Source organism: uncultured Winogradskyella sp., assembly GCF_947498005.1.
In the GTDB taxonomy this organism is placed as follows: Bacteria; Bacteroidota; Bacteroidia; order Flavobacteriales; family Flavobacteriaceae; genus Winogradskyella.
This window is the reverse complement of record NZ_CANMIW010000005.1, coordinates 19,572-45,135: the sequence shown is the minus strand read 5'-3', so window position 1 is coordinate 45,135 and position 25,564 is coordinate 19,572. Positions and strand designations below refer to the sequence as shown.

Here is a 25,564-nt window from a genome sequence, read left to right as displayed (position 1 = left end):
TAAAGATAATAAGATGATCTGATTTCTAACATTTATTTACAACAAAACAGCATCCCATTGTACTTTTACCGTTTGCCATGAAAAAAATTCAACCTTTTGTCTCGCATTTTTTGTTAGTTGATCTCTAAGTTGATTATCAAATTTTATCTTAATAATAGCCTCTACAAATGCTTCAACATTATTAGGCGCAACTAATAACCCATCTTTATTCTCAGAAATTAAAAACGGTAATCCGCCAACATTAGTAGAAACCACTGGCAAGCCTAATGCCATAGCCTCTATAACACTGATAGGTGTATTGTCTACATTGGTTGTATTAATAAATATATTGTATTTCTTAGAAAGGGAAATCCAATCTTGTTTCGTTAACTTCCCTGTAAATTCTACATCTAAATTGAGATCTCCAGCCAATTGCTTCACTGTTTTTAATGAGCCGTCAGTATCAGGACCAACCATACACAAAGTAGCATTTGGTTCTATTTTTTTTAATTCAGACAAAATCTTAACTGCTAATTTAGGATTATAAATCTCTGAAAATGAACGCACCCATAATAATCTTGGGTTATCAAACCTATAGTTTTTAAAAGGATATTCTTCAATTTTAATAGCATTAGGCAAATATGTAATATTATGAAAACCGAACAATTCAAATTCACTCTTTAAATATAAAGATGGCGCAATATTATGTTTAGCATTTTCAAAGATAAGCGCACTTAACTTAGGGTTAGATTTTAAACGAGATGGTAGATTTCCACCATGTAAAATTGGAATATATTCTAAATCTAAAAATCGACATAATTGGCTCACAATTAAAGCAAAATAAAAATTCAGAGTACTATAGGTGTCAATAAGGACAACATCTGCAGTGTTTCTTAACTTCACTACGCTCTTTAACATATCTAACAGCCTAAAAACTTTATTACTTTTAGAAGATGCGTAGTATAATGAATAACCTTCACCTTCTAGTAAAGCACCCAATGTTTGAATACTTGAAGTATTAGACTTTTTGTTCTTTAAGTTGTTTCCTATATAAAGGACGTTTTTCATTTTTTACATTTAATAAGGCTAATGCATATATAAAAGCTGGCATAGCAAGTCTCATGGACATATGGTTTATGGTTAAAAACCAGAAAGCCATCAACGGATAAAAATAATAATTACCTCTATTTCTACCGCGTATTTCAAGTGGTTTAAAAATAAGTATTAATAAAATTATGACGCCAAAAATTCCGTGTTCAGCCAAAGTTCTGCTAAACTCACTGTGTGAAGTCACGCCTTGTCCCTCTTGCTCAATTCTTTCGTCTTTAGCTCTACTAGATCCAATGCCAAAAAATGGGCTAGAAATAAATCCTTCGAGTTCACCTTCAAATAACTCACTTCTACCAGTCGTTAAACTTTCTTTTTCCCTACCTAAATGGTCTTTATTTGCATAACGCAGCCCTACTAAACCTCCTGTTTGAGATACACTAACAAACCAGGTTAACATTAAACTAACGCACAATAAACCGAAAATAGATATTATTTCATTACGTTTTCTAACCTTAGAATGACGATAATAGTAAAAGAGGTAAATCACAATAGCTGCAATTGCAGTAATTACACCTCCACGACTCATTGTAGTAATTGCTCTTAGCGTAATTAAACCAAGTATTGAGGCATTTAAAATTTTAAGAGGTAATGTAGCCGATTTAGTAAATAATCGTATGGCCATTAAAAACATACCAAGTCCTAAAATTGCAGATACCTGGTTAGCTCCCCAACCTCCTGCTGCTGCTCTATTGGATGCTGTACTAGATATAACATCTTTCAGGTTTGGTGTGTAAAAATAAATATATGCTGTATGTGCAATGATTGGTAATACCATAAAAAGCATTATCTGAGAAATTTGATTGTAACTTATACGCTTATCATAGCAAAATAAAGCCGACAAACCCAAACACACTGGTCCACTTAAAACAAATGCAATATTGGTTCTAAAATTAGCATCGAAGCTCAATGTTGTTGAAGCCACAAAAATGGACGGAATTAAAAACAAGAGATAAATAAAATAGGGATAACCTTTACCAGAGATTCCTTTATAAAACATACCCATTAATACAAATAGTATAACTAAATATTTACCTGCTTCGTATGATATAGAACCTTTAGTAGTTCTCAGCAAAACCTCAGCACCAACAAAATAAGCACATGCCTTTAATACTTCAAGAGTTCTACTTTTATCTGAAGCAGTTATAATTCTGTATAAAAAATAAAATAAGGCAATAAAAAAGTAAGGTTTCCCAAGACTTTCGTTTAAATAAAGTAACAAACCCAATACGGAATGAAAAGCAATGGCACTTATATAAGTAATATTAGTTTTCAAATGGAAGTATCTATATTATTGATTCAATTTTAACGCAAGATACCATAAAAAGGCAACTTACATTTCCGAGATTAATCTTTAATCTTCACTAAAAATAATCTTATAATCGTCTAATGGGAAACGATAATGGTAGCTTTTCCTTAGTAGATATAATGCAAAATGGGTTACAAATACTGGTATATAAGGCCTAGTATGCCTTAGGAATTTATCATACGTTTTATTGGAATAATTACAAATCAAAAACGGAATTGTATTAGGATTTAAATAATTCCTTTGAATACTTTTAACTTCTAACTTTTTCTTATCGTTAAAAGATTTATAACTAATATCCTTCTCCTTTCTGATCAATTGAAATAATTCAACAACTGACAAAGGCGTTTCTTCTCCACTATTATAAAAGAACAAACTATTAGAAGGATCTATAAGTATCCACTTGTTTAATTCTTTACTAAAAAACTCATTAAATGAGTGACCTCCAAAAGCTGTATTAAAAGGTGCTCTTGTAGTTCCCCATTCTCTTACCCTTATTTCGTTTATAACACAAAAGTTATTAAAAACTTGAGCCATATCACTACAAACACCGCCTTTACCCGCGAGCATAATCTTTAGAGCTTTATCAGATGGTTCACTTAAACCTGGTCCACCTTTTATGTTATTTTGTAACCATACACTTAAATTTTGAACACGTAAAACATCAGTCTGTGGTGTAAAGTCTTTAAAAATGGTGTTATTAATCTCAGAATAATAATTAGAAATATCTTCCTTTTTATTAGTGTCATTATAAGTACAACTACCTATATCATCAACACTTACATTCTTTGACAGCAATTTAAAACGCGTAGTATATAAAAATGGATGACGCTTTAGCACCCAAAACATTTTCTTTAAAATCATTTAGAATTGCTCATTTTTAAACTCTCGATAAATGTAATTATTTTTTGTGTACTTGTCATAAAAAAAATAGATTTAACCAAACTATTATCAACCACTTACATATTGTTAATTATAATTCTAAATTGATAATAATTCTGTTTTTATTCTATCATTATAATATGAGTAGGTAAACTTATAAATATTTGAATCGTTTGAAGCAATCATACGCAAATAAATTACCTCAGATAGATTTAACATTTTTTGAATTTTATCTTTCAATCCTTCTTCTGTTATTTCAGACAGTAAAAATCCATTTTTAGAGTCAATAACATAATTAGAAATAGAAGATACATTTGAAACTATTGGTAGACAACCATAATTCATAGCCTCTGAAATTACCTTAGGAAATCCTTCTGATGCTGATGGTAAAATAATAGCATGTGATATTTTATAAATATGATGCACATCCTTTCTTGATAAATAACCATAAAACTCAAAATTCAAACCAATATCTTTAGTCTGATTTTGGAAATACTCACGTAATTTTCCATCTCCTACAATATGTATTGTACCTACTTGTTTTTGAAAATCTACACTCAGGTTTTTAAATGCATTTACCAATAAACCTATTCCCTTTTCCTCTTCTAATCGTCCTACAAAGCAAAAATCTACAGAATTATTATCAAACTTTTTATTACTTACAACACCTCGTCCTGCTTTTACTTCTGCTTCTGTAAGGCAAGGGTTTTCAAATGTTAGACAATGATTTTGCTGATCTTGCCATTTCCCATTTATAGTCACACGTCGTTTCTGTTTTTTTAATAACCAACGTTGAAAGCTGTAAGCTAAAGGCGCATTTTCTTGTTTCCAGTTTCCTGCGTATTTAAACCAACCTTTATTTTTATTAAAAAGCACTAAATACGGAATAACAAAAACACCAATTCCTGTAGGTGCTCTAAATTGAAAGTAATCTGATGCATCTAATGCCTTCTTTATAATGCCGATCATTTTAGGTGCCTTCCAAATAATATCTAGTTTAGATATTACATTAGTACCACCAACTGCTGGCAAAGGGACAAACGTAATTTTATTAGAGGTGTAAGGCAACGCACTAGAGGGCGCAGAAACATCATGAAGCATTGCCACATGAACAATAGAATCAAAAACGTCTACCAAATTGTTAATTTCTGTAACCGTTGATCCAAGCCCAACAATTGTTCCATCTGGTGTCTTGTAATGCTCCGTATGCGATATTATAGTTAATATACTCATGATAACAACTTAATATATCGTTTTATAACTATAGACCAATTGTGATGGTTTGCCCATTCTTTAGCTCCTTCAGAAAAGCTTTCTTTTTTATTCATGATTGTATCAACAGCCTCTTTAAACTCCATAGCATTATTAGAATTTATTAAAACTCCTGATATTCCATTTTGAACAGCATCCTCAATACCACAATTTAAAGAACCAATTGCAGGAATACCCATTGCATTTGCTTCTAATATTGCTATACCAAAACCTTCTACATCACCTGTTGCACTCTCGCTACTTAGCATTACAAACAAGTCTGTTTCACTCAGGGTTTGTTTCAATTGATTATCATCTAAGGCACCATGAAATGTAATATGAGATTCCACTTGCAAGTTGGCTGCAATAGAAGTAAAATGATCTGCCTCTGAAGGTATACCAACACAATGATAATGTAATTCAGGATAGTGTTTAACTAATTCTGGTAGCAGTTTTATGACATTTAACTGTCCTTTTCTTGCACTAACTCTACCTACCGTTGTTAACGTAGGATTTCCTTCCAATTCAAAACCAGTTAAGGTATTCAACTTCCAATCTGAGGTTCTAATACCATTAGGAATCACAACTACTTTTTTCTTTAAATGATTTACTAAATCCTTAGTGTAATTAGAAACAGCTACGATGGTATCCATTTTCTTTAAAGCTATGGCAATTGATTTCTTTAAAAGAAATGGTTTAAAGTTAACTTCAGTGCCATGTATCACTGCTATAGTTTTTACTTTCTTAAATAAACTAATAAAAGCAATATTCCAAAGTGAAAATTTACCTGTAGCAATGACATGGCTAGAATTTGAAAAATGTTTATTCGTTTTAATAATTCTATTAAGATACATTTTTAATCTAAAACCTTCTCGCTTTATTCTAATCACAGAGAATGGTAATTCAGCATCGAACTCTCTTTCCTCATTACCATATAAAGAACGTTGATCTGCAATAACTTTTACCAAATAACCATGATTAGACAACTCTAATGCTAACTGATAGGCGTGATTACCTATACCTCCTGGTTGCGGTGGAAATTCTGATGTTACAATTAAAATGTGTTGTTTTTCTGAAGGCATTATATCGTATCTATTAAAGGGCCTTCTTTTATTTTTTTACTTGCTAAACCCCAAGATTTAAATACCTGATAAAAAACAATTGGTAATATTAAAATAGTGAGAAACGCACCCAAAATTAATAATGGCTTATTTTTTTTGAATTGATATGGAAAGATCGATAATGGTACCATTCTTAACATCGCCAAACGCGATGCTTTTTTACCAAAATATCGTCTAAAGTAATATAGAACACTTGGTATAGGTCTTGGTGCGAAAAAATTTGAAGGTCTAAATGCATCCCAACTTCCCATCTCGCGCAAACCACCAGTTCCCGCTTTTATATCTATGCAAGAAGCAAAAGGATTAGAAACACTTTTTATACCATCAAGATAAACTCTCATACCAAATTCGCCATCACCCATTCTCTGTTTTTCAAACTGCCTATCAAACAAACCTACTGTTTTAAATACCGTTTTATATAACATGGCATTACCAGTGGCAAACTGAGAAGCTATTGCAAAAAAAGAGCGTTCTTTTGGTATGTCTTTTCCTTCAGGATAAAAGACGCCAGCAGATACTTTGGCGTTAAAAAAATCTAAACATTTTAAATGTAAGCTAATCCAATTAGGTTCTATACGCACATCATCTTCTGATAAGGCTATAAAATTCCCTTTTGCATTTTTAATTGCTGTATTTCTAGCCAACCACAATGCCTTTTCTTCATGACGTATAAGGTTGATGTCTAAATTAAAACCATCATAAAACGATGCATCAAAAGGTTCTGACTGGTCCACGACAATAACTTCAAAATTAGAATAATCTTGTTGTTCTAAATCCTTTAAAACATCTTTTAAATACTTATATCTATTAAGCGTTGGTATTACAACACTTACCTTATCATTTTTTTGAATTAATTCAGATTTAAAGATTTCCCAATCATTATGAATTATTGGATTTTTGCCAACCAATTCTCGTTTTGTTCCTTTGGTTTTAAACCAAGCATTGATTTCCTTAAATGGATTATGTAATGAGAAAAGACGAAAAATCAGTATATATAAAACCCATGCTCTATTGAAGTATTTTCGGATAAAATGATAGTTATCTTGTATTGAAACATCATCAAAACTTGAATATGTTTCTACATTACCAATGTACCCTTTTTGCACAGCCTGCCATGATAAATCGTAGTTTTGAGCGGTTTTTGATTGATAGTTTTTATCTAAAGTTAATTGTTGTAAAATAGTTTCTGATAAATTTTCAACTTTAGGAAATACCGAAGTTTTTTTATTTGAAAACTTCTGAAAATAATGAGTGGGTTGTAAATATGTTAAAAATCTAAATAACATTAAATTGATTTTGGAAGTTCAGCCTTTTGCTCAACTCCTTTTAGATAATCTGGATAATCTTTTTCCTTTGGTAATAATAACAAATGGCATTTTCCTCTGTTTTTAATTTCTTCGGCATTTTGTAATAATTCGCCTGTTTTTAAATACCAAGCTCTATAATCCATTTCATTACACCAATCAATCATTTTTTGACCAGCGGCTTCCATTCCTAGGTTTTCCACATTATGCATTTCAATAAAGAAAGTACACTTAGATGCATTAGTCATTTTCTTAGCACCTCGCATTACTAAAGTTTCTGCACCTTCTACATCAATCTTTACTAGATCTGGTTGCGAATTATAATACTCAGATAAATAATCTAAGGTCACAGTTTTTACATCCATAAATGAATCCATAGACGCGGCCGTTTCTGCATGTGAAGCATACATACTGCCAGCTGCACCAGAACCAATAGTATAAAATTGTATGGTTTCATCCACAGAATCACTTACAAAAGCAGACATAAAGTTTGCTTTATTAGCCATACCATTCTGAATTAAATTTGTCGCAGCTTGCTGTAATGCTTCAGGGTTTGGATCTACCAAAAGAAATTGCTTATTAGGATTCTGAATTAGACCTAATAATGCTGTATAACCTATATTACAACCAATATCAAAAATATTAGAATGATGTTTAGTTAAATAAAACCACCAGGCATCATCTTGATCGACATGTTTTCTTACTGTACCTGGAAGGACATTCAGTGAAACATCACATATTTTTGCACTTAAAAACTTAGTTTTTGGCGGATTGATTGAATAATACAATCTTTTCAGTGCTTTTTTTATTTGCATTTTAATGACTTATTTAATCAATTTATTTATAACCTATTGCAACTAAATGTGCTGTTTCTTGAGACGTATTTTCTACACCTTTAGACTGAAACCTATTAACTATATTAGCAAATATGGTTTTTAAAATACCAAAAGGATTGCTCAGTTTAAAACTTTTTAATCCCATAACTCTGTATTTTCCTGTTTTCACGGCGTAATGTACATCTACATTATCAAAATACTTCTCTAATAAGGTTTGCAACTCTAATCTTGTATAATGCCTAACGTGATCAGGATTTTTATTTGGACCTTCGTTTTTAATATAATCACCATTTGGCGTTGTAAAATAAGCCCAACCACCTTCTTCTATAACATTCGCTATATTTTTAACAAAAACGTCATCTGCTTCTACATGTTCTATAACTTCAATACAAACAACCGCATCGTATGAACCATCTGCCAAGGTAGATTTAGTCATGTCTTCTATAATTACATCTTTAATATTGCTACGTTTTTTCTGAATATTAGTAAGTATTTCTGACGTAAACCCTAAATTTAATTCCTCACGTGTGCCTTCTTCTTGAGGCACATCTAATAAAGTTATTTCTGCAGGTAAATTAATAGTATATGGCGATTTACGACCACCAACATCTAAAACAGAAATTTTTTTAGACCTTTGCGTATTAGATTTTAACAATCTCTTTATATCGTTGCGAACAGTTACTAAATGAGTTGTCATTATAGGAAATGTTAACCAACGCATTAATTCATAATTTGTCATTATTATGTTTGAGGGTTTTTCTGTTTTTCAAATTATTATACAATAATAGATATTATGTATTAAATATTCATGTAGTTATACTAAAAGCTATCAACTAAGATTTAAACAAGTACTAAATGGTCTACTAATTTTGGTAAAAACGAACAAATTTTTCCTGCTGTTTCTCTAAATTAAACTCCTTTTTAACTCTCTCAATCGCTACATTTCTTATCTCTTGCTTTTGTTCTTCTGGTAAGTTTAAGATTTCCATTATTTTTTGAGCTAATTGGATTGGTTCTCTTTTAGGAACGACCCAACCAGTTATGCCATTCAATACATTCTCTGCTAATCCTTCTGCGTTAGAAACCACACATAATAAGCCTAAAGCCTGTGCTTCTAAAACGGCATTACAAAAACCTTCTTGAATACTATATTGAACAAAAATTGAAGATTGTAATAGAGTCGCTTTCACTTCCTCCTGTGGTAATTTACCTGTAAATGTTATGTTTTCCAATATACCTAACTGATATGCCGCAAAAGTGATTCGTTCTTGCTCAATACCTCCTCCAATAATGGTGTAATGAAAATCAATATCATTTTGTTTTAGACATGCTAAGGCTTCTAATGTGTATATAAATCCTTTTTTCCAATGTTGTCTAGCCACAGTTACTAATTGTAGATGCTTAGATTTATGAGGCGATTTTTCTGTTTGAAAAAACTCAGTGTTAATTGCTGGAGTTATTACTTTTATTTGATTCTCCTGAACTTTATATTTCATTAAATCATGTTTCATTTCTTGTGATAAAACATGATACCTAATATCTTTTTTAAATAATATATTATAACAGTTTTTATGCTTCAAAGGCGATAGATACAAATCAAAACCCCTAAAACTAACAGCCATTTTAGCTTTTATAGCAGCTGCGACATTTTCTCTATTTACAGCAAGCATTCCAAAACCAAAGTGCAGCCAATCTACTTGTTCTGATAGAAAAAACTCATTGATAATGATTTGCTTCAGATTATCCTTAAATGAAATATGATCTTTTTTGTTTAATTGAAATAATTTTAAACTCCGTTTAGGATGAACAAAAACTGATTTTGAAAGCGCAACGAAACTATTCCAAAAATTTATAAACCTACTATTGTTATAATTACTAGCAGAAACAATTTTACAAGAAAAACTAGAGTCTTCCTTCTTATAATAATCAACAAATAAAATTACCTTAAATCCATGGTTTTGCAAACCTTTAATTTTATTTCTAAAAAAGGTTTCAGAATATCTTGGTACTGTAGATAGTACAAGACCGATAGTTTGTGATTTCTGCCCTTTTTGTTTCATCTTATAGGTCTTTATAAAAATTAAGCATTCCTGTAATTAATTGCTTTTCATTGTGCTGGTTTCTTACAGTTTGAATTGCGTTATTAACCAATTCATCCTTTTGCTCTATAGACAACGTACTAATCTCTAATATCTTTTGCGCAATTGCTTCGGAATTTCGAATAGGAACCACAAACCCGTTAACATTATCATTTATCACTTCTGTCATCCCTCCACAATCGGTTGTTAGTACAAACGTTTTTAACAACATTGCTTCTAAGACTACGTTTGCAATTCCTTCTTTTAAACTTGGCAATACTAATAAATCTGAAGATTGTATATTCTCTTTTACAGTATTAAAAGGTTGTTTTTCCATTAAAATTACTTCATTTTGTAAACCTAAATCTTCAATTTGGTAAGCCAATTCTATATTTCCTGCGGCACCAATTATAGTGTATTGAAATTTAAAACCATTATCTTTTAATTGTTTACACCCATCTAAAGCATATGTATAACCTTTAATCCAATGTGGTCTTCCAATAGATATAATTTGAAAAACACCATTTTTATTTTTCTCCATTTCTAATGACGGCTCTAATTGCAATCCGCTGTAAACAACTTTCGTTTTTGCGGGAGTTACACCATATTTTGCAGCTTCATTAGCTATAGCCTTAGATACTGCATGAAAACCATCTACTTTTGGGAACTCACGTCTATACATTGCTGCAAGCTCAGCATCTGCAATAGGCGAATGATTAATTTGTGTTCCTCTTAAACTCAAAACGACTTTAACACCAAATTCCTTTAGCCATATCCAATCTTCAATTCCTTTTGCCCATTGTAGATGAAAAATATCTGGCTTATGCCAAAGTACAGGATAAAATTTAACTTTATCTAAGCGTGTGTTTCGACCCTTGGATTTAAGAATCACATCTAATTTCTTTTTATCCTTACGATTAAAAAAAAACATCAAGAAACTATACTTTATTAATTGAATAAATTTTGAAAACTTTGAATTTCTATAACCTACAACCTTTACATTTTTATCATAACGTAACATTTGCTTTTCTGCTCCAAAAAGATAAATTTCACATTGATTAGAAATAGACAATCCTGTTATTAACCGTTCTATAAAAGTAGACGACGGAATAACACCAGAGTATATTGCTATCTTTAATTTGTGACTCATTTTTGCTGCGGAAAAATTTAATTATCGCCTTTAGCCTGTTGTATTTGATGATAAAAGAAACTCCAAAGGTTTAATTGATCCTTCCATAAGTTACGATTACTTTTTTGTAACGCTTCAAATTCACTTTGATTGAGAGCGTTATGAAAAGTAACTATTTTTTCTTCAATTTTATGAATTTCTGAGGGTTCTACCCAAACTAAATGCGATTTCCAATTAACACTCTCGCGCAACGGTAAAAATCCATCGGTATTTATATAAACAGGTATTCTTCCCATGGCTAAGGTTTCATAAAAACGAACCGAAAAATTCCCTGCGCCTCTGTAACAGATGATGTAATCTGAATTTTCCATGTTTTCAAAATACTCTTCCGCTACTTTCGTTGCTCCTCTGCCTCGTTTTACACCACCTCCATATTGATCTCTAATAATGAAATTAGTTGCAATAAGTGATTTACCCTTGAGATTATCTAAAATTTTAAATCTATTGTAGGGTGTAGATTGTATTTTTTGCGGACTCTTTTCAGCTAATCCTAAATAGTATCTCGTATTATTAAAGACAATTCTAAGTTGCTCTTTAATTCTGTTGCTAATAGATTTTATTGCTTGACCACAAAAGCCTACGGTTGGAATCTCTGCATATGCTCTTAATGAAATAACCTCGGAATTATAGTATCGTTCTAATGGATCTCTATGAAATACAGGTAATCCTAAATGCGTATTTGGCAATTTACTTTTGTAACCACTACATCTATAGACTCTAACGTTTGGAAAATCTGGAATTTTCACACCAAAATCTCCTGAGATAAATATAAATACAAGTTTATTTAGACTATTGACACTTTCAATAAAATCGTTTGCTATTTTTTCTTTATTCTCCTTTACATAAAAGTCCCAAGACATTGGTAGAATAGTTACAGTTGCTTCGTTTATATCATCAACTAGTGTCATCAATTGATTGGTAAAACCAAATACTTCTACAGCAGGATTTTCTAAAATCTTATCCGACTTTAAAAAAACTTTTAAAAGTGGGAAAACAGCATACCGATTACTAGATTTTGAATCGTAAAGTGTCGTTGGGTAGTACAGTTTCATTTGATACCTAGCAGTAAATTATTCTATTTTGTATAACTGCGTTTCAAATATATCTAATAATTCATTAACCCTTGCCTTATCTGCCTCAGTGATTTTAGCTTTCGTTTGATTTTGCGCTGAGATTAATTCACTTTTAGGATGTGTTTTACTTGAAGGTTTTCTATAATGGGATTCTAAATTACTAATAGGTTCAATTTCAAAAGATTTACAAAGGTTATAATACACATCTATATTAGAAACTAAATCTTCATATTTTACAACTGCTGCTTTGTTTTTATAACCGTTGAACACTTCTAAAGGCACCACATTTTCTATACACCAACGCAAACAGAGTTTTTCTATATTGGTAAGTTTAGTATATGTGCTTATATCGTAATTAAATTTCTCTTTAATTAATTGCACTAATTTTTCTTGTGCTGTAAAGATGGACAAATCATATAACCATGGAAAATTAGAACGCTTTTGCGATAAAATCACATCATAAGGATTTCTGATAATATGAATTACAGGTACATTGAAAGCACTATTTATGTATTGTGCGGCAAGATTAGCACGTACAAATTTGATGACATACTTTTTAGGAATAAAAGGCCATAGATGTAATTTGTATTTACGATTGCTATTTTGCGCAATCCAATCACAATCGACACGGTTTTTTAAAACTTGACTTATATAGCGATGAGTTTCACTAGTATTAGTGTCTGACGTTAACCATTGATCACATAATAAATAACCTTTCTTTGTTCGGGTTTCATGCTCTGGTTCAAAAAGCATACGGTATCTATGCTGTTGCGCCATGGTTTCACTCAACCAACTTGTCCCACTCCTGGCCGTACCCACTACAATGATATGTTTATTGAATTTTGGCATTAGGACTTTGTTACTAGTTTTGTGTACAATTCTTGATGTGCTTCAATAAATTTATGCATCGCAAATTCCTTAACACAATACGCTCTTAGGTGTTTACCTAACTTATGTCGTTCGGAAGCACTTAACTTCTGATTATGACTTATTTTTTCTGCTAAAACCTTAAAATCTCCTGCCGTAAACAATAAACCCTCAAAAGCCTTTAAAACAAAATTGATGCCTGTAATATTAGATCCTAAAATTGGTATTCCCATACTCATAGCTTCCACCAAGGCCATTGGCATACCTTCTTTTCTCCCTTGATCTAAAGTTGGAATAACATATAAGTCTGAATTTGCTATATATGGACGTACATCTAATTGTTTTCCTAGAAAAATCACTTGATCTTCAACCTGTAATTCTTCACAAAGTGCTTTAATTGAAGCTCCATAGTCATTAGCATTATCACCTAAAACGCTCAATCGAATGCTCTTATCTTTTAAGTGCGCTATCGCTCTAATTAAAACTTCAATTCCTTTTACAGGCACAAGGTTAGCGACCGTTATGATTTCAAAAAAACGCGATTCTTTTTTTTCAAAATTTGCCGCATTATAATAATCCGTATCAATACCTAATGGAATTAATTTCTGTGATTTTTTATTGGGAAAATACTGTGTCATTTCATCGTTGATGGTGACAATAAAATTGGCTAAATAGCTTTTTATTTTCCAATGTTTATTAAAACCCATTGCCTTTTTAGTGTAAATCCATTTTTTACCGACTAAGCGTGCTGCAAGGGCTTCCGTCCAATCATTACTCCATTGCCATGAGTGAACAATATCAAAATGATGCGCTTTGTAAAATTTTGAAATAGGTCTTAACCTTTTTAAAAGTGAAAAATACGGTCTGTAATTTGTTTTAGTATCGAAAATATAAATAGGATGTCCTAGAGCTTCTACTGTTTTAAAAAAACCTCCTCTATTATGTGTGCATGCAATAGCAACATCAAACTTTGACGTATCTAAGCCTTTAACTAAATCATACACCACCTTTCCACTACCAGCTGTATCAAAGTTAGGAATGGTATATAATATTTTTATTTTTGATGTCGTACTCATATCATTTTGTGCGCGCCACACATTTTAAAACTATTCATTATTGAAATGCTTGTCCCATAAGCTCAAGGTTAATAACATACTCACTGCATGTGCATGGTAAACCTTATCTTTCGTCTTGAAATCATTAAAAACTTCAGAAATTATATCTTTTGGAATAAAACTATTTTTAAAAAGATAATCTTTTAGCATCGCCTCATTAGATTCGCCTATAAACTGTAATTCCCAATTACGTTGTACCAATGGTTTACCTATGAAATCCTTAGACATTCTATTAAGTTTAGAATATACTCTATAAGGCAAATTAAATGGTGTTTTGTTATACTGATACGTATTTAAATTAAACGGTTTTTGTTGATGCCATACGATTTTAGCCATCTCTGGAGCTCTTCTTTTTATATACGCAATTTGAATCGCTCTTTGAGCCAAATAAGATTCCGGAATTTGGCAAATAAACTTACACATTTCGTCATCATAATACGGCAAAGTTATTGGTTTTACTTCGCTAAATATGTTTAAATTGATACTTGTCCATCGTGGTGCCCAATAAGTACTTTTAAAAGCTCTAATACTAGCGTTAGCACTGCTTTCAATATGAATATTTTTATACAGCTTATGAATTCTTGCTGTAAAGTAATCTTTAAATTTACCATCTAAGTTGAAATGCTTCCATAATTTTTCAGCAAGCGCTATACCTGAAGGTTTTACTATTTTTTTCAGAAGTATGTCTACTTGGTCATTAAGACCTAAATCATCAGAAACTCCCATATCATCAAACAATACGTCGCCCCAATGCCCTAAACTAAAAACGTCTCCCATAGTTTTATAGTCATCAATAATAGCCATTTGCCTTGGGTGCGAAAACTCAGAATAACATTCACTTATTTTCGCTAAATCATCAATCTTAGACCAAAGATAATTGGGTTGAATGGTAAATGCTTTAAAGTCGAAATTACAAGTATTGGCTATAGATTTTCCTATTTTCGCTTCAGGATAGCCGCCTTTAAATGCATAACAATAAGACGCTACATTTTTATTTAGCTTATGAAGTGCGACGGCTTGTGTTCTGCTATCTAAACCACCAGACAAAGGTAAAATCACTTGCTTATCGCCTACTTGTCTATCTATAATTTTCTCAAATAATGCTCCGAAATTTTCTACAGCGTCAGAAAAAGATAACGCGTCATCAAGCTTGTAGTGCCATTTAAAATGTTGGCTACTAGACACTAAATTACCTTCGTTATCTAATATATTTTTTGTTCCTGGCCTAAGTACTTTTTTATGCTTCCAAAAGGTATCATCATCTAAAAAAAAACCTGTAGCCACGTACACACAAATAGCCTCTAAATCTATGACCTTAGGTTCATTTTTTAACGTCGCAAACTTTTGCTTTACAGGAATAATAGATGTATTAATTTCTGGCATAATTTACAAGGACTGTTTTACAGATTTAAGAATTGTTTGCGGATACGTAACATCTGCAATCGCTTTTGCTTTCCTTTTAATAAAAGGAAAATAACGTAAATGTTGTAATGTCTTAAACTTGGCTTCTGTAATTAAAATATTATCCTCAAAATACCTTTGTAAAAATAAATCATCAAATTGAGGATCGTTAACCATATCACGCCATAGTGTCTTTAATGATCCTATTTTATTCCCACTCAAAAATGTATTTGGATGTGCTTTAAAATTCTGATATTTCTTTATAAAATCTTGATAATCATACAAATGATAATGAAGCAAATAACCGCCTTTTTCGCTTTTTAAAGCTGTTTTATCTATCGTTTGGTAGCGATGCACATTTTTCGGTATTGTATTAGAGTCAACTCTAATCGCCAATTTTCCCATATCATGACCTAACCAATGTGGATGAGAAAGGAACTGCTTATTATAAGGGTTAAAAAACTTAAAATAAATACGATTAAAATGACTTTTAAAATTCTTTTGAATTTTGAACTTTACTTCTTCTAACATCACCTTATCATAAGCCATTTTTCTGGCTAACACTTCTAATGTCTTAAACTGAATAACATCATAAGCCTTATAAGCTTCAAAAAAATGAGATAAGTTAATGGGTTTTATATAATCCGTTAAAAACAATTCATCAGCATCTAAGGAAATTAGCCAATCGACACCTAGAGCTTTGCACTTCATTTGAGCATCATATGTATTTAAACATTGCCTTGCGGTGTGAATAACATCTCTATTATCACAAAGATGCTTTAAGTAACCTAAATGACTATATTTCTCCGCAGAAATAGACGCATTCGTCTCTACGCCTTCGATGTCTTTAATTAGTTGTTGACCATTATCTGTTGTGCCATCAAAATAGACGAATACTTTTTCTATTCCAATGCCCAAGTGGTAAAGCAAGTTTTGTCGTAACAAACGTGCTTCATTCTTTACAGTAATAACCAAAGAAACTCTCATTAACTGCGTTTTAAGTTTAACTTATAGGTTATATACATTTTTAAATAATTGGCATTTAATTTTTCCTTTCTAGACATTCTATATCGAGCTCTATTAAAGAAGCGTGTCACATATGTGTTAAATAATCCAGTGCTAAGATTGCTCGTTTTCTTAACGTGTTTTATGAACTTTAAATGCTCCAAAAAATAATTTTTATAATACGTTTTACTTCTATTACTCAAAGTTGAAACACTATCGCCAGATTTTCTAAAATACGAAACTGTTGAATCATTTTTAACTATAGAATAGTTTAAAAATGCTTCATGATAAAACACTCTGTCTCCTATAATATTATAGGTTGTAAATGTTTTTGCAAATTTACACAAATGCGATTTAAAAATTACGGCACTGACATTTAATATTGGACAATAGAGCACTTCCTGAAGATTCAATATTTCATTTTGGCTATTCTTAAAGGTTGGATGGTTGACCTCATCAAAAACACCTTTCTCGTTAAAGTTTAACGTTTTAGCAACCACAACATCGCTTGAATATAATTGTATAGCTTCTAGTTGTTTTTCAATAAAATTTAGCTCTGCTTTATCGTCGCTTTCAGCAATCCAAATGAAATCGCCCTTTACTAAGTTAAATCCCTTTTGCCATTGTTTAAAAGGTGAACCTGTATTAGTCGAATTCACAATAAAATGTGATACTCTGGGATGATTTTTATAAGCTTCTAAAAGCTCTAAACTGCTATCGGTAGAGCAATCATCTAGTATAATCACCTCTATATTAGTATACGTTTGATTAAATATACTATCCAAGCGCTCTTGCAAAAATGACGCATGATTGTAATTGGGAAGTATGATTGATACTAAGGGATTCACTTTATCAGAGTTTTCTATAGCTATACAATATTTAGTTGTGGCTAATTATTTTATAAATTTAAGTTTATCTTTTTCAGAGCCGTTTTTAATGGGAAATGATAAAATAAAAAGAGCATATTCTTCCTATAACTATAACGGTATTTTTGTTTGTACTTATATGGTAAATTTGTAATATCTTCCTTAAAATACTTTTCAATAAGTTGTAATCTTCTTCTATTATAAAACAAAGAGTAATGCTTAAATTTCTTTTTGGCTACCTTTTTTTTGGCTTCAAAAAAACCGTCTTCCAAATTTAAATCTCTTTCTAATTCCTTAAATTCAAATGATAATTTTTCAAAATGAAGAATTTTATCATATTCAATCAATTTTCCATTTAATTTTAGATAGTCTGTTTGTGAATTAAGATGATCTCCTCTGTAATATCTATCCTTTAGAGTCAATCGCTTTTTAAATCCGCCTTCCCGTTTTATAAATTGAGAAAAACTCCCATAACCTTTAATTTGCTTTAGCATCCATACGTAGTCAGAATACAATCTATCCCATGGATTTCTAATAATTATAAATTTATAATAAGATTCCCAAACACCTTTGGTTAAATAACCCAAATCAAATAATTGCTGAGGCGTTGCATGCTGCAAAAAGAGTTCGTCTTTATCACTCCAACCATATAGATGTTCATAATCCGCTATATTAACTCGCTGATTTAATAATCCAAATGCATTTTCTACACTTGTGCCAGCACATTTAGAAATATGAATATAGATTATCTTATGTTCATGGTTAATCATTAAAAGCTTATGTTTTCGGTTCTTATTTTAGTTACTCGATTTAAAAATTGTTTTCAACTTTAAAATAACTCGCTTCTTTAAAGATTGAAAGTAATATTTAATTATCCTTAGTCTATTATCAAAATAGAAAAACATTGCGTTTTTATAAAACAACTTATTAAAGAAGTACAATATGGCTCCAAAATTATGTGCTTTTAAAGTTGCCTTTCTACTCGGACCAGTGAAATGAATAAAATCTACATTGGTGTTTATTTTATCCTTTACTGTGTTAAGCGTTAATATTTGGTGTTGTGCTTCCTTTGCCTTGCCATAAATTCCACTATTTACACCTACTACATTTAACTTATTTTCAAAACACAACAGATTTACAACAAAATTAAAAAAACCTTGGTCTCCAAATTTAAAGCGTGTTTGCTTAGAAAACCCTGTATTTAGCTCAGACCTATACACTTTTAAATAGTGTTTTAACTGTTCTATAAAATAGGAATTCATAATAAAATGTCCTGAAGAAAAGTACCACATATGGTTCAAATGAAACTTTAAGTTTTCAAAAGTACTTGGATTATAGGCGAAGTTGTTAAATAGCTTTGCTAGCTTTTCATCTTTATAGTTGATTGCTTTGCCTTGTAGAATATAAAAATCTCCTGTTAAGTCATTTAGTTTTAATTTAAAGTCATTACTCGTAATAATAGAATCGGCATCCATGTGCAAATAATAATCATACTTATGACCCATTTTAGACAAAAAGCATATGTTTATTTTAGTGAGTAAACCTGTTAAATTAAAATCATGGAACTGATTTATTTCTTTGGTAGAGATAACGGTTACTTGCTTTTTATTTTGAATAGATGTTATATGAAAATCGCCATCTTTTATGACTATGACATCATTTTCAATGCCGTAATGCTCTATACTAGCAATTAAAGCCTTACAATAATGAATATGACTTTTTGCTAATGAAATTACTATTGCTAACGATTTTTTTTCCATGACCATTACTTATACACGTGTTTAACAGCCCATTTTTGCCAAGCATAAATATGCCAAATTCCCCAAGCCGAAAACAATCCCTTTTCATAATAATCTTTAACAGCTCCTTTGATTCGATTTTCATCTAAAAATTCTGCGCCATAAAAAGGTATCTCAAACACATGATACAGGACATCTTCCTTTAATTGGTTTTTTAACCAATCATCTAAAGGTACCATAAAACCCATTTTGGTTTTATTTATCAATGTTTTTGGCACATACTGACCTAAACAATCTTTGAGTGTTTTTTTAAGAATTTTATGTTTTGGTAAACTTGATGCTGTTTTCCACGAAAAGTCAATACTCTCTTTGTCTAAAAAAGGAACACGCACTTCTAAGCTATTTGCCATACTAGAGCGATCCACTTTTATGAGTACACGTTGTAAATGCGCATAAAACTCGTTGTGCTTTAAACTATGAAGCAACGTTTGTTTATTCGTAACCTCTTTAAAATTGTACAACGCCTTAATTTCTGTAGAATAATCAACACCAGGAAACATATCATCTAAAATATTAGGAAAAATATGTAAATGCTTTGCCATTTGCCAATCACCTATAGTTTTGTAATAAAAAGGTGCAGACACTTTACTAATTTTGGTTTTATTTAATAAACGTACCAATGGTTTCCTAAGTCCGAATGGTAGTTTATACAAATAGTAATGGGCCATAAATTGTCTAAATCTTGGATAACCCATAAATAATTCGTCTCCTCCATCACCAGACAACATTACTTTATAATTTTTGGCGGCATGCTGCGTGAGGAGAAAAGTGGGTAAGGACGAATAATCTCCAAAAGGCTCTGAACATTTCTCAAAATAGGCATCAATACTTTCTAATATTTCCGATGCTTTTATCTCAAAAACATCTTGCTTTAGGCCTAGTGCTTCTGCATATGATGTCGCTATTTCGCTTTCGTTTAAAGTTTCATCATCTACCTTTAAGGTTATAGCTTCAACATCATTTTTATTGGATTTAGCATGCGCTGAAATTAATGGGCTATCTACACCTCCACTTAAAAATGTGGCAATTGGCACATCACTTATTAATTGACGTTTTACAACGTTTCCTAATAATTCATTATATGATGTTGCAGTTTGATTATCTTCAATCTTCTGATTGCCAGCAACCTTATCAAAACTTATAAGCTGCTGTTTTTTGATGGTTTTATCTTTTTTAATTACAATCCATTCTCCAGGATTTACCTGAAATATGGATTGATAAACCGTATTTGGTGCTTGCATATAACCAAACCCAAAATACTCCTTCATAATAGAAGGCCTTAGTTGTAAATTAGACTTTAACCAAGGGTGTTTATAAACTTGATCAAACTGAGAAGCTACAGCAACACCTTTATCAGTTACACCATAAAACAAAGGTTTTATTCCTGAAAAATCTCGAGTGAGATTAAATGTATTTTTTTCAGTATCTACAATGGCAATAGCAAACATACCGTTTAATAGGGTTATGGTTTTTTTAATACCAATTACATCTAATAAATGTATAATCACTTCTGTATCCGAAGAAGACTGTAAATTTTTTAGTTGATACGTTTCCGCTAACGATTTATAATTATAAATTTCTCCATTAAAAACAACATGATAACGGCCAGATGGACTTTGTTTGGGTTGATTGCCATTTGGAGAAAGATCTAAAATAGATAAGCGATTAAACCCTAATTGAAAATTTTGACCACGCTTAATCTCAGTGGCATCTGGTCCACGATGTTTAGATAAAGCTAAAATATCTGAAAACGCAGAAGTTGATAATAAATCACTTTCTTGAAAACTAAATTCACCTATAAATCCACACATTTTTATTTGCTCATTAAGGATTGATATAAATGACTTAATTTTTCGACCTCATTTTGTATGGAGAACGTAACCTGACTGTGTTTTACCGCAGCAAAAGAAAACGATCTATAAAGATCTGAATCATTCCATAAAGTCTCTATATAATCTGCTGCTTTTTCAATGGCATAGGGTTTTACACAGTAACCCGTTTTATTATGAATAACAACTTCTGGAAGTCCATCACTATCTGAAACTATGGCAGGCAAACCATAGGTCTGTGCTTCAATGATTGACATACCTAAAGATTCTGAATGGCTGAGCTGTACATAAAAATCTGCCTCATTTAATTTTTGTTTTAAAGCTTTATTTTCAATACTTCCGTAATACTGTACGGCTTCTGATAATTGATATTTATCTATTAAATAAGGTACTTGGTAAGCATCTGGACCATTACCGTAAATACTGTATTTTACCCTAAGCCCTTTGTCTTTTAGTAACTTCACAACACGTAAATTACCTTCTATATTTTTCTCCCAACACATTCTAAACGCTGAAATAAGTTGAATGCTTTCTGTATTTGGTAGTCGTTCTGAGGTCTTAAAAGCATTGCCATAAGAAATAGGAATAACATGAATCTTATCTAGAGGTATTCCCCATTTTTGCATATAGTTCTTTTGATGCTTAGACATGGTAATAAAAGCATCTACATACTGACCATATGTTTCATAAAAATTTACCCAGTTTTTATCAATCCATGGCTTCATGTAGGTGTCTGCACCTCTAAGGGTAATAACTATTTTGGGTCTTTGAGCTTTTGGTATGGCTAGTAATCGTTTAACTTTTTTGTGTAAATACGAGTGCTGTAAGTGCACTATATCAACTTTGTTTTTAAGATATTTATTCTCAATATAATTTAGTTTAACCGCTCCTTTATTAGACAAAGACAACGCTTTTTCTTTAATCTTTCTCTTATAATATCCAGGAATAACATTTACATCATCTGCCTTTGCATGCTCCTTAAAAACATCTATCTGCATATCAAAATCTTCTTTCTTTTTTAAAGATTCCATCACAGGCGGAATGTACGGCTGATATATATCGCCATACGCTTCAAAAAGTTGAATGATTTTAATTTTTTTCATGCTTTATTTTACAGTTATGAAAGCCAGTTATATAATTTTAATTTAAATGGGATTACGATATCTTTTACTTCCCATAAACACATGGTTTTATCTGCATATTTCTGTCCTTTCATTGTATATTTTTCATCAATGACGTAGATTGGTTTTTTAAAATAAAACGGAAACAATTCAAAGTTTAATTTTCGCCATTGCCCTGTAATGATATCTCTATTACTATCGCAATTATAAAATGATGTGGTTAACAGATACTTACTTTCACTTTTTTTAATATTAACCAGTGCCTTATAAATTTCTTTAAAAGATAAATGCACTAGACAATCTCTACAAAAAATAACGTCAACTTTTGGTAAAGAATCTTTTGTTAAATCTAATACTGAAAAATTAATTGATGCATTGCCATGATTAAAATTATTCTCAGCAATTAAATTCTCTACAATATCGCCTCCTATATATTTAATGTTTTGCAAATTAGTGTGTTGCATCCAATTAAAATCGCCACAAGGTATATCTAGCATCGATTTAATATTCTGCTTTGCTAAAAAAAGCTGTAATTCACTAATTAACGGTTGGGTTACTGCTAATTCTGAACCATCTCCAGAAACACTTTCTTCACTTCTCCAATAGTTACTCTCATTAATTATGGTAAACGTTTCCTTAATAGGCTTGTTCTTAAAGGCATTTTTCTGTCTTTTTAATTTAATAAATTCAACAAACCGATTTGGTAGTATTTCTTTTAAAGCTTTTTTCATTAAAGTTTAATTATAATCTTTTTTTGAATCTAATTTACTTCTTAAAATAAACTAATGATTTTGTTAACAGTTTAATTTCATTGTAAAAAGATAATTTAAAATTAAAACGTCTCTTAACTTTTAAATAATTTAAAAAAATTATTGGTTTAAAATTTTCTCTATAAGAGAAGTAGTCATTAATAATAATATGTTCTAGATAGTTTAAATACTTATTAAAACCAACAGAATTAAAAAATCTTATACTGTTTGCTTTGATTAATTTCTGCTTTGTTTTCGTTACAAAGGTATTAATCTCATTAAACTCCAAAATCTCTTTTTCTAACTTAATAGAAAGAAGTATTTTCTCTAACAAATGTTGTTCTTTTTCGTCTAAATTAGGTTTTAAATAATTTAACAGCAAAAATTTTGTTTTAACACCTCCTATTTGCTGCGATACTTTCCTTTTTTTTGAAATTTGATCTTCATGTATTCTGTATTCTAATAAGACCTCTGTTAAATTATGTAATTCACCATACTGCAATAACCTTACCCATAAATTATAGTCTTGAGCAGTCTCTAATGTAGTGTTATACGCTATTTTATTTTCCTGAAATACGCTTCTTCGCATCATTACTGTTGGATGACCAAAACAGCTACCATATAATAATTCTACCTTTATATCATCATGCGAACTTGGCAAATTTTTAATAATATCTGTATCTAAAATTTTATAATTAGTGCCACAGACTATAACATTTGGGTTAGCATCCAAATACGTTATTTGCTTTTCAAAACGTTTTGGCAAACTAATATCATCACCATCCATTCTAGCGATATATTCGCCTTGAGCTATTGTTAAACCATAATTTAAATTATGAGTAATCCCATAGTTATTTTGTTGTTTAATTACCTTAATTCTAGCGTCTGAATACGTATTAATAATCTTTAGCGTATCATCTGTAGAGGCATCATCTATAATAATAAATTCAAAATCTTTAAAGGTTTGCATTAAAACGCTATCAATTGCAGCGCCAACATATTTAGCACAATTGTATACAGGTAACAATACCGTTAATTTTGGACTTTGTTTTATATCTGAATCCATTCTTTTGGTATTAAATCAAATGTGTTTCTACTTTGGTCTGCAAACCATTGTTTTGGGGCAACAACCTTTTTTTCTGAATTTGAATTTAACCAAGCTGCCCACCAACTAAAGGAACTATTTGCTATAATATTATGACTACACTTACTCATTAACAGCATATCTTTCCAACTATGACTACCAGTATTATGATTAACAAAAATTTTAGGGTTTGATAAATGAGAAAAAGTCTTTTTTACCCAATCGCTATCGTCAGAAAAGAAAACTAATGTGGAATTAGCGTTATCTTTTGTTAATACATCGATAGATGCCATGTAGTATTCTATATCACAAAGTCCATGTGTGTTATTAATATTTAAATCCGTCACATAATCTCCACGTCTTACATGAATGGAAATAGTATTAGCCTCCTCTATCCTTGATAGTAAACTAATGTTTTTCGCATCTAAATCATCTGTAGAAAAGTGAAATATTTTTTTTACAAATTCTTCATAACCTAGGAAATATTTATAACTCTGAAAATACCCATTTACATAAACAGGTGCTTTTAATTTATAATCCTCATCCTGATACAACCTTGAACCTTCATTGTGTTTCTTCGGATAATTAAAACCTAGTTTTCTTTTTATTTTATTAAAAAAAGACAATTCGGTAAATGAATTTATCTCATTTAAAGTCGCAATTTGATATCTGTTTTTGAATACTGTCAGTTCAAATTCTCGCTGAGTTACACCAACCATATCCTTACTTAAACTAAAAAACTGAGTATCTATTTTTAAGGGTAAATTGCACTTTTTGGCAAGTATACTTGCATATGCATACTGAAACATTTGATTCCCTAAACCTCCTTTTAATCTAATTAAAATCATATTTTTCTTGCCAACACATGAAATCCAAAACACAATAATTCTGCGGAATTTTCATCTTTTTCAGACAGCTCTTGCAACGTTTTTTTTAAATTGTTGATGGTTTTTAATTGACTAGAATTAAGGGTCACGTTACTAAACCTCTTTGAGACATAAGATAGTCTATTTACCTCTTGAGCAAGAAACTCAAAATAATTCCCATTTGCTTCCATCTCTACGATTTCAAAACCATGTGCTTTCAATTCTGTTTCATAAAAAAAACGATTAAATCCGGAATAGAAATGATAAGGAGCAAAATGAGTTAGACTACAAAATGGCGCTGTAAGTATAAGAAAGCCATCTTTTTTTAAAAGTCTTGCAAATTCTTTAACCGCTTCTCTTGGGTTAATAATATGCTCAAAAACCTCTGTACACATTATAGCGTCAAACGAATTATTCTCTCTAGGAATTGATGCAATGTCTGAAATAATATCTAATTTCCCGTAATCCCACTTTTCTCTATGTAGTCCATCTTCTAATGCTTCAGGTTTATATTCTGCAAAATCTTGACACACATAGTCTAAATGAGAGCAAAATCCTCGGTACTGTTGTTCTCCTGCACCTGCATCTAATATTTTTCCACCTTCAGGAATTTTTTTTAGAACACCCTCAAGCCATTCTTTTCTATTACTTACATTGTGCTTACCTACAGTCAATTTTGAATGCGACTTGTTTTGGAAAATGCTTCGTATTTTATTTTTTATATTCATTTCAGAAT

24 protein-coding genes are annotated in these 25,564 nt (G+C 31.0%); all 24 read right to left on the bottom strand.

The annotated features are described in order from the left end of the window. Positions 1–36: 36 nt before the first annotated feature. The 24 genes from Q0891_RS10165 to Q0891_RS10050 all read right to left on the bottom strand — a co-directional run bounded on the left by Q0891_RS10165 (position 37) and on the right by Q0891_RS10050 (position 25,556). Entirely contained in the window at positions 37–1,047 is a 1,011-nt protein-coding gene (locus Q0891_RS10165) for a glycosyltransferase family 4 protein (protein WP_299101306.1), read from the bottom strand. After that, positions 998–2,362: an O-antigen ligase gene (locus Q0891_RS10160; protein ID WP_299101304.1), complete on the bottom strand. Its 1,365-nt coding sequence runs from the start codon at positions 2,360–2,362 to the stop codon at positions 998–1,000. The genes Q0891_RS10165 and Q0891_RS10160 overlap by 50 nt, the downstream gene beginning before the upstream one ends. Before the next feature lie 78 nt (positions 2,363–2,440). Continuing rightward, positions 2,441–3,256, bottom strand: coding sequence for a transglutaminase-like domain-containing protein (locus Q0891_RS10155; protein ID WP_299101302.1), 816 nt, complete (start codon positions 3,254–3,256; stop codon positions 2,441–2,443). A gap of 117 nt (positions 3,257–3,373) precedes the next feature. Next, on the bottom strand, positions 3,374–4,507 hold the full coding sequence (locus Q0891_RS10150) for a glycosyltransferase (RefSeq protein ID WP_299101300.1): 1,134 nt from the start codon (positions 4,505–4,507) through the stop codon (positions 3,374–3,376). Next, entirely contained in the window at positions 4,504–5,607 is a 1,104-nt protein-coding gene (locus Q0891_RS10145) for a glycosyltransferase family 4 protein (protein WP_299101298.1), read from the bottom strand. The genes Q0891_RS10150 and Q0891_RS10145 overlap by 4 nt, the downstream gene beginning before the upstream one ends. After that, a complete protein-coding gene (locus Q0891_RS10140) occupies positions 5,607–6,932 on the bottom strand; it encodes a glycosyltransferase family 2 protein (protein ID WP_299101296.1) in 1,326 nt (441 codons plus the stop codon). Before Q0891_RS10140 ends, Q0891_RS10145 begins: the two co-directional genes overlap by 1 nt. After that, on the bottom strand, positions 6,932–7,765 hold the full coding sequence (locus Q0891_RS10135; protein WP_299101294.1) for an FkbM family methyltransferase: 834 nt from the start codon (positions 7,763–7,765) through the stop codon (positions 6,932–6,934). The genes Q0891_RS10140 and Q0891_RS10135 overlap by 1 nt, the downstream gene beginning before the upstream one ends. A gap of 22 nt (positions 7,766–7,787) precedes the next feature. Beyond that, complete coding sequence (locus Q0891_RS10130) at positions 7,788–8,525, bottom strand: methyltransferase domain-containing protein (RefSeq protein WP_299101292.1); 738 nt, start codon at positions 8,523–8,525, stop codon at positions 7,788–7,790. 124 nt (positions 8,526–8,649) lie between these two features. After that, on the bottom strand, positions 8,650–9,846 hold the full coding sequence (locus Q0891_RS10125; RefSeq protein ID WP_299101290.1) for a glycosyltransferase family 4 protein: 1,197 nt from the start codon (positions 9,844–9,846) through the stop codon (positions 8,650–8,652). A gap of 1 nt (position 9,847) precedes the next feature. Beyond that, positions 9,848–11,014: a glycosyltransferase family 4 protein gene (locus Q0891_RS10120; protein WP_299101288.1), complete on the bottom strand. Its 1,167-nt coding sequence runs from the start codon at positions 11,012–11,014 to the stop codon at positions 9,848–9,850. A 17-nt stretch (positions 11,015–11,031) separates the two neighbouring features. Beyond that, positions 11,032–12,105, bottom strand: a complete 1,074-nt coding sequence (locus Q0891_RS10115) for an exostosin family protein (RefSeq protein WP_299101286.1) — start codon at positions 12,103–12,105, stop codon at positions 11,032–11,034. Positions 12,106–12,123: 18 nt separating this feature from the next. Next, positions 12,124–12,975, bottom strand: a complete 852-nt coding sequence (locus Q0891_RS10110) for a sulfotransferase domain-containing protein (RefSeq protein ID WP_299101284.1) — start codon at positions 12,973–12,975, stop codon at positions 12,124–12,126. After that, entirely contained in the window at positions 12,975–14,069 is a 1,095-nt protein-coding gene (locus Q0891_RS10105; RefSeq protein WP_299101282.1) for a glycosyltransferase, read from the bottom strand. Before Q0891_RS10105 ends, Q0891_RS10110 begins: the two co-directional genes overlap by 1 nt. A 30-nt stretch (positions 14,070–14,099) precedes the next feature. Next, positions 14,100–15,491 (bottom strand): asparagine synthase-related protein, encoded by a 1,392-nt coding sequence (locus tag Q0891_RS10100; protein ID WP_299101280.1) that lies wholly within the window; start codon positions 15,489–15,491, stop codon positions 14,100–14,102. A gap of 3 nt (positions 15,492–15,494) precedes the next feature. Beyond that, entirely contained in the window at positions 15,495–16,496 is a 1,002-nt protein-coding gene (locus tag Q0891_RS10095; RefSeq protein WP_299101278.1) for a glycosyltransferase family 2 protein, read from the bottom strand. Then, a complete protein-coding gene (locus tag Q0891_RS10090; RefSeq protein WP_299101276.1) occupies positions 16,496–17,362 on the bottom strand; it encodes a glycosyltransferase family 2 protein in 867 nt (288 codons plus the stop codon). Before Q0891_RS10090 ends, Q0891_RS10095 begins: the two co-directional genes overlap by 1 nt. Before the next feature lie 50 nt (positions 17,363–17,412). Further along, positions 17,413–18,150, bottom strand: coding sequence for a sulfotransferase family 2 domain-containing protein (locus Q0891_RS10085; protein ID WP_299101274.1), 738 nt, complete (start codon positions 18,148–18,150; stop codon positions 17,413–17,415). Positions 18,151–18,177: 27 nt separating this feature from the next. Continuing rightward, positions 18,178–19,140 carry a hypothetical protein gene (locus Q0891_RS10080; RefSeq protein ID WP_299101272.1) on the bottom strand — a complete coding sequence of 321 codons (963 nt, stop codon included), beginning with the start codon at positions 19,138–19,140 and terminating at the stop codon, positions 18,178–18,180. Positions 19,141–19,145: 5 nt separating this feature from the next. Continuing rightward, positions 19,146–20,990 (bottom strand): asparagine synthase (glutamine-hydrolyzing), encoded by a 1,845-nt coding sequence (asnB, locus tag Q0891_RS10075; RefSeq protein WP_299101270.1) that lies wholly within the window; start codon positions 20,988–20,990, stop codon positions 19,146–19,148. Between the two features lie 2 nt (positions 20,991–20,992). Continuing rightward, on the bottom strand, positions 20,993–22,111 hold the full coding sequence (locus Q0891_RS10070) for a glycosyltransferase family 4 protein (protein ID WP_299101268.1): 1,119 nt from the start codon (positions 22,109–22,111) through the stop codon (positions 20,993–20,995). A gap of 14 nt (positions 22,112–22,125) precedes the next feature. After that, entirely contained in the window at positions 22,126–22,860 is a 735-nt protein-coding gene (locus Q0891_RS10065) for a class I SAM-dependent methyltransferase (RefSeq protein ID WP_299101266.1), read from the bottom strand. A gap of 34 nt (positions 22,861–22,894) precedes the next feature. Continuing rightward, a complete protein-coding gene (locus tag Q0891_RS10060) occupies positions 22,895–23,944 on the bottom strand; it encodes a glycosyltransferase (RefSeq protein WP_299101264.1) in 1,050 nt (349 codons plus the stop codon). Then, positions 23,929–24,810 carry an alpha-1,2-fucosyltransferase gene (locus tag Q0891_RS10055; protein ID WP_299101262.1) on the bottom strand — a complete coding sequence of 294 codons (882 nt, stop codon included), beginning with the start codon at positions 24,808–24,810 and terminating at the stop codon, positions 23,929–23,931. The genes Q0891_RS10060 and Q0891_RS10055 overlap by 16 nt, the downstream gene beginning before the upstream one ends. Next, the gene (locus tag Q0891_RS10050; RefSeq protein WP_299101260.1) at positions 24,807–25,556 is read right to left on the bottom strand and encodes a bifunctional 2-polyprenyl-6-hydroxyphenol methylase/3-demethylubiquinol 3-O-methyltransferase UbiG; all 750 of its coding nucleotides are present in this window, start codon (positions 25,554–25,556) and stop codon (positions 24,807–24,809) included. Before Q0891_RS10050 ends, Q0891_RS10055 begins: the two co-directional genes overlap by 4 nt. Positions 25,557–25,564 lie beyond the last annotated feature (8 nt).